Here is a 6871-nt window from a genome sequence, read left to right as displayed (position 1 = left end):
CCCGAACTCAGAAGTGAAACCTCTTCGCGCTGATGGTAGTGTGGCGTTAGCCATGTGAGAGTAAGTCATCGCCAGCTTTTAAATCTAAGGCACCCTCCGCTTATGCAGAGGGGGTGCTTTCTTTTATAAATAAAATAGATGCAATAAATAGAAAATCAAAAGCTTAAGTAACTGTTAATTCCTGAACGATAGCTTGGTTAAAGTATGGAATATCATCGGGATTACGTGAGCTAATCAATACCCAGCCTCCTGTGTTACATCGATGTACAGTTTCATCCACCCAGTTCGCTCCTGCATTTTCAAGGTCTAAGCGGATGCTTTTATAAGACGTTAAGTTTTTATCTTTAATGCGTTCTGCATTAATCAGTACCCAAGGCGCATGACAAATGGCTGCAATGGGTTTTGCGTGATCTGTAAAGTATTGAATAATTTGTTTTGCATTTTCATCGATACGTAATTGATCGGCATTAACCGTGCCGCCTGGTATTACCAAAATATCGTAATCAGCGGGATCTATTTTATCTAAACTTGTTAGTGGGGTATAAGTTGGACCCAGTGTTTTATCATGTTTTACCGTTTGTACTTCACTTTGTTCAATCGCCGCATGAATAGCTTCTATTCCTTTTGATTGTAAAAACTCGAAAGGCTTTATGAGTTCATCATGTTCAATACCCGTATTAGAAGTAATAAATAATGCTTTGCCTGCCATGAGATTAGATCCTATTTATTGGAATATAGAATTTAGCCTAGCCAATTCTGAGTGATTCTCCTGTTGTAGTTTGATATTTGATCTGTTGAGATCAGATAACTATGTAGGATTTATTTACATGAAAATTGATTCATAAAAATAGTATTGATTAAAAATGCAAAGTAAGCCGCAGATAAAAACTGACATTCGGTCAGTTTTTCAAAGTCTTATCATCAAGTTAACCAGATGTTTAGATTCTATAATTTTTATTGTTATCGGCAAACAAACATGCTGGTTTCATAGAGATAAAATCTAAGCTAAATTGATAGAGACTTGAGTAATAAAATCGATATGTTTTATACGCAATGAGCTATATCGGTTGTTCATGATTCGTTTGGCGAATTTCGGGTTTTAACGCGGTTTTCATGAGTGTACGATGAATAAATCTCAATTTATCCAATACAGCATTGGATAGCGTAAATGGATAAGCATCCTGTAAGCCCATACTTCTATTTAAACCATTCAGGACATAACTCAAGGCAAACCAGTTGGTCAGGGTATGTTCAAAATCTAGTGATCCGATTGGTGATTCTTTAAAATGCATGTCTGGATCAATCTGGTGATTCGCTTCTATGGTCATCCCTGTGTGGTACGCAGTGTCTAGGGTATCCATTATGTGTAAATAATGTGCCCATGTTTCAGCCCAGTCCTCCCAAGGATGTGCTCCTGCATAACGGCTAATGTATGAATCTTGCCAATGTTCGTCTGAACCCTTTTGATAATACTCTTCTAATGATTGTGCATAATCGGCACGTTCATCACCAAAATAGAGTCGAAATTCATCTAACCACTCGGGATAAAGATGAGTCATGATATCAAAGTAGTAATGTCCACTTTCATGACGAAAATGACCGAGTACCGTTCGATAATTTTCCTGCATATCCAGACGGGTTTTTTCACGATGAACCACATCCGCCTCACTGGCATTGAGGGTAATGGTTCCCAATTGATGTCCTGTCATCACAGGTTGATCGGGGCTCGGCATGAGGAAGTTAAAGCGTAGGCCATAGCGATCTTCATCATTATTTTTTGGGCGTGGAAAAATATTCAACTGTTGAGTTAAATATAAGAAACGACGTTTAGCCTGCTCCAGCCTGCGCCAATATAGTGTGTTTTGCGGTATGGATAAATCTGGAATGGTATGAGTTAGGCGACAGGACTCACAATAAATTTGATCGCTTTCTACTGGAATCATCCAGTTACACACTTGATGATGCTGATAGTTATAACAAGGTTTATATAAGCTGTATGTGTCTTTAGGATTCAGGCTTTTCCAAATACTTTTGTCGATCTGCTCGAAAGTCCCCATGGTTTTATTTTCGACTTCATAACCCAAGAGCGCATGGCAGTTTTCACAATGCGTATTGTTAAAAAAAACCTGATGGTGGCAGTTGTGACAGTAGAAAACTTTCATAGAAGCTAAGAGTGTTAGAAAATGCTCTTATAGTTTAAGAGCATTTTAAATAAAAAAAAGATTAAAAATGTGCTTCCAGACCAACATATGGGCCTTTAAATTCCATTTTTAAACTATCGTTGTCATCATCAAGGTCAATATTTAAAATGCGGTAGCCCACTTTTGCACCGACATCAACCAATAAATTCTGGATCATATTGTATTGAAGTTCTGCCTGAAAATCGGTAATTTTGACTTCATCATAATCGCTATACAGCATTTCGGCTTTGGCTTGAAAACCTGTAAATGGAAGTTTGCCACCGACTTGAGCATACACTAGCGGATTATAACCATCGACTTTACTGGTTTTATATAGAATATCATTCGTCGATTTGAACTGATATTGTTTGACTTGACCATCTAACTTAAGCAAACCCAAACCTACATCAGCACTGATGACATTATCTAAAATTTCGTAATATAAGATTAGATCCGTTTGATCTAAGTCAACATTGGCTTGATCTAAAAAGAGCGTATTTGCCTGTGCATCCAGATCCAATTTTGTATATTTGAGTTTTACGTTGGGAATCATGGGTACAGGATGCTCAATCGCCAAAGAAGCCTGAAAAGCACCGTTACGATTAATGTTATATTTAGTGGTGTTGTTGAGGTAAGGATCTAAAATAAGTTGATCACTATTAGCATCATAATATAAAGAACCCGAGGTGTGTTCAGTTACATCACCATCTACTGACCAATAATTAATATCCCCTGTGACCCCAATAAAATCGGCCTGTGCCAGACCACTCAATGTTAAACCCATGACACATATTGCACTTTGAAGCATTTTCATTGTGAAAAACTATCCTTGAAATATCTAAAACTATATTTTGTATTGGTATTTGTTACCGAATCACAGCCGATTATTTGGCAGATTCAGCGCATGATATAAGAATAAATCTTGAAATACAGTGACTAAATTTAAATAAGGAAGAATTAATTATGCCGACACAAATGTCTACACCAGCTGAATACCCACTTTATGTGGCAGGTAAGCCCGTAAAAACAGGCCAATGGCTTGAGGTTCAACATAAGTTTCATCATGACCTATATGCGCGGGTTGCACTGGCAGATGACAAAATCATTGAAAAGGCGACCGTAGCCGCAGTAAAGGCAGAAGCAGAGATGGCCGCTCTGAAGCCTTATCAAAAACAAAAAATTTTGTTGCACTGCGTAAAACGCTTCACTGAAGAAAAACAAGTATTAACTGAAATCTTGATTGCAGAAGGGGGAAAGCCCCGCAATGCAGCATCGGCGGAAGTGGAACGTTTAATTAATACCTTTCAATTAGCTGCGGATGCAACCACTCAAATGGAAACTGGTCGAGTGATTCCCTTGGCTGTGACCCCAGTTGCAGCAGCGTATCAGGGGATGGTGCGTCATGTACCGATTGGCGCTATTTCGCTTATTAGCCCATTTAATTTTCCGTTGAACTTAACGGCACATAAAATTGCACCTGCGATTGCAGCAGGATGTCCATTTGTTTTAAAACCTGCCAGTCTCACACCAATAAGTGCGATAAAAATTGCTGAGATATTGGCTGAAACTGATTTACCAAAAGGCGCATGGTCAATTTTACCGTGTGAGCGGAGTGCTGCTGATATTTTGGTGACGGATGATCGTTTTAAAATGCTCAGTTTCACAGGATCGGATCAGGTCGGTTGGGATATGAAAGCTCGTGCAGGGCGTAAAAAGGTCACATTAGAGTTGGGTGGCAACGCAGCCGTGATGATTGAACCAGATACAGAGATCACAGAGGCATTGATAGACAGGCTGATTGCTGGAGCATATGGTCAATCTGGACAAGTATGTATTAGTGTACAACGCATATTGGTACATGCTGATCTCTATACGGAGCTAAAGGAAAACTTAGTGGCTAAAGTCAAAAAACTCAAAGCTGGAGATCCAGGTCTGACAACCACTATGGTGGGCCCAATGATTAAGGAAAAAGAAGCAGTTCGATTAAAAAAATGGCTTGATAAAGCTGAGAAAAAAGGCGCAAAGATTCTTGCAGGTGGCTTGTTAGATGGCGTGATGTTTGAAGCCACATTACTTGAAAATGTCGATGAGAAACTTGAAATTTATAGAGATGAAGCCTTTGGTCCTGTCGCGATCTTGGAGAAATATAAGAATTTTGAACAAGGGATTGCCAAAATTAATCGCAGCCGTTTTGGTTTGCAAGCAGGTGTGTACACCCAAAACCTGAATAACATGATGTATGCATGGCAACATTTACAGGTCGGAGGTGTGATTATCAATGATATTCCGACGTTCCGCGTTGATAATATGCCTTATGGTGGTGTCAAAGATTCTGGTTTGGGGCGAGAAGGCATCCATTCAGCTATTCGCGATATGCAAGAAGAGCGCTTATTGGTGATTAAGCAGCCCTAATCGAGCTGTTATTCGAAATGCGAGTGTTTGTCACCAAACAGACGCTCGTTACAACATAAAGTCCAGTTAAAAAAACGGTATACATGTTTAATGAGAATTTGAATTTAAAACTTGGTGCTGGATTTTTACTTATGAAAAGTGGCTTAAGTACATAAAAGTTTCTGACCAAGCTGCTATAAATGATGTTCACTTGACTCAATAATATAAATAGGGGATGGGACATAAGTTCCACGTGGAACTTATTGGCAGATCAATTGCGATGAAAACACAAAGCTTAATTTATCTTTTCTTGCTTTTTTACAATGCACTGTTTAATTAGATTAAATCTTCAATAGGATCATTTAACCACCTAATTTTTAGAAAAAATAAACAAATAAGGGTTAAAACAGCCTAATAATGCTTTTTTTTCAGCAAAATAAGAGAAAATCAGGAAAAAAGAAGGTATTGTTCAACCATTAGAAAGACAAAAAATATATGACTATCTTTAAGGAAGACGGAATAATTTTTTGTCTGTATGGACATTAGCAGGGCTCACAAGGCGAGATAAAGTCCAGAGCAAAACAAATTTTATGAAATGGTATTGATCTTGCAATGTTCAATAACTAATCCAAGCAAGATCAAGACGAAGGATGATCATTTATGACTGATACTCGTGAAAACTGGTCTTCACGATCAGGTTTTATTATAGCTGCCGTTGGCTCCGCAGTAGGTTTGGGAAATATTTGGCGTTTCCCTTATGTGGCCTATGAGAATGGTGGCGGAGCATTTTTAATTCCGTATTTATTAGCACTTATTACCGCAGGATTGCCTCTTCTATTTTTAGATTATGCAGTCGGACATAAAGCCCGAAATTCACCGCCTAAAGCTTATCGTAAACTATTTCGCGGTGGTGAAACATTGGGTTGGTGGCAGGTCTGTGTATGTATCATTATCGGATTGTATTATGCCAGTGTACTGACTTGGGCTGGCAGTTATGTTTATTTTTCCATCGGGCAAATGTGGGGCAGTGATCCAGAGGGGTTCTTCTTTAAAACATATTTACAAACGACCGATGCAAAAACTTTTGATTTTCGATTTGTTGGACATCTTTTTTGGCCAATTGTTGGGATCTGGGCGGCAACCTTAATCATTCTTTATGGTGGAGTGAAAAAAGGTGTAGAACTCTCCAATAAGATTTTTATGCCTTTACTGTTCGTTTTATTCACAGTCTTGGTGGTTCAGGCTTTGCGTTTACCAGGCGCAGTACAAGGACTGAATGCATTTTTTACCCCAAATTGGGCAGCGATGATGGACTATAAAGTCTGGTTAGCTGCTTATGGTCATACTTTTTTCTCTTTGTCGGTTGGCTTTGGGATCATGGTGACCTACGCGTCTTATTTAAAACCTAAAACTAACCTTACAGGTTCGGGTTTAATTGTTGGCTTTGCCAATGCTTCGACTGAAATTTTGGCTGGTATCGGGATTTTTGCTGCATTAGGATTTATGGCGCATGCGGCGGGTACAGAAGTTAAGGACGTGGTCAGTGGCGGTATTGGACTGGCATTTATTGCATTTCCAAAAATTATTTCAAGTTTAGGTGCTGGGGCTGATTTGTTCGGTCTTTTATTTTTCTCTTCACTTTTTGTGGCGGGGATTTCTTCTATGGTCAGTATTTTGGAAGTTCCTATTGCAGCCATGCAAGACAAACTCAAATGGGGGCGTAAAAAAGCGGTCACGATTATTGGTGGTGGCAGCGCTCTGGTTTCGATCTTTTTATTCTCAAGTGTAAATGCCATTAAACTGGTGGATATTGTAGATCACTTTATCAATAACATCGGCATTATTGGGGGGGCATTGATTTCGATTGTTGCAGTTGCATGGTTTAAACGTTCTGCATTAGTGCAATTAAGAGATCATGTAAATGCAATTTCGACCATTCAATTAGGTAAAGGTTGGGATTTTACCCTCACCGTGATCACTTCTTTGATTCTACTAACAACCCTCAGCATGACTGTTTTTAATTTGATCAAAAATGGCTATGATACTTATAGTATGAGTTTACAGGGTGTATTTGGCTGGGGCAGCGTTATTTTCTGTGCTGTTGTGGCTATTGTATTAAGCAAAATGAAAGATCGCTAGGAGGCAGTATATGAATACTTCCGCAATCATAATGATGATCATTTCTATGGTGTTTGTATGGGGCGGTCTGGTTCTTTCGATTATGCATTTAAGCAAACATCCTGAAGAACTAGACGAAGTACTAGATGAAGTTAAAGATCAGCATACGCTTTGATTTTTAA

General features: G+C 38.8%; 6 protein-coding genes. 3 read left to right on the top strand and 3 right to left on the bottom strand.

What is annotated here, in order from left to right:
- Positions 1–163: 163 nt before the first annotated feature.
- From F944_RS02320 to F944_RS02310, 3 genes are all read right to left on the bottom strand, one after another.
- Positions 164–709: a type 1 glutamine amidotransferase domain-containing protein gene (locus F944_RS02320; RefSeq protein ID WP_004986175.1), complete on the bottom strand. Its 546-nt coding sequence runs from the start codon at positions 707–709 to the stop codon at positions 164–166.
- Between the two features lie 349 nt (positions 710–1058).
- Complete coding sequence (locus F944_RS02315; protein ID WP_004986173.1) at positions 1059–2162, bottom strand: zinc-binding metallopeptidase family protein; 1104 nt, start codon at positions 2160–2162, stop codon at positions 1059–1061.
- A gap of 61 nt (positions 2163–2223) precedes the next feature.
- A complete protein-coding gene (locus tag F944_RS02310; protein WP_004986170.1) occupies positions 2224–2994 on the bottom strand; it encodes a TIGR04219 family outer membrane beta-barrel protein in 771 nt (256 codons plus the stop codon).
- A 149-nt stretch (positions 2995–3143) separates the two neighbouring features.
- Between F944_RS02310 and F944_RS02305 the strand changes: the two genes are divergently transcribed.
- From F944_RS02305 to F944_RS16570, 3 genes are all read left to right on the top strand, one after another.
- Entirely contained in the window at positions 3144–4592 is a 1449-nt protein-coding gene (locus F944_RS02305) for an aldehyde dehydrogenase family protein (protein WP_004986168.1), read from the top strand.
- A gap of 639 nt (positions 4593–5231) precedes the next feature.
- On the top strand, positions 5232–6710 hold the full coding sequence (locus F944_RS02300; RefSeq protein ID WP_004986167.1) for a sodium-dependent transporter: 1479 nt from the start codon (positions 5232–5234) through the stop codon (positions 6708–6710).
- Positions 6711–6720: 10 nt separating this feature from the next.
- Positions 6721–6864 (top strand): methionine/alanine import family NSS transporter small subunit, encoded by a 144-nt coding sequence (locus F944_RS16570; RefSeq protein WP_004986166.1) that lies wholly within the window; start codon positions 6721–6723, stop codon positions 6862–6864.
- The last annotated feature ends 7 nt before the right edge of the window (positions 6865–6871 follow it).

This window comes from Acinetobacter ursingii DSM 16037 = CIP 107286, from assembly GCF_000368825.1.
Taxonomy (GTDB): Bacteria; Pseudomonadota; Gammaproteobacteria; order Pseudomonadales; family Moraxellaceae; genus Acinetobacter; species Acinetobacter ursingii.
Note: the sequence above shows the minus strand (reverse complement) of the source record. Positions and strands in the feature narration are given on the sequence as shown.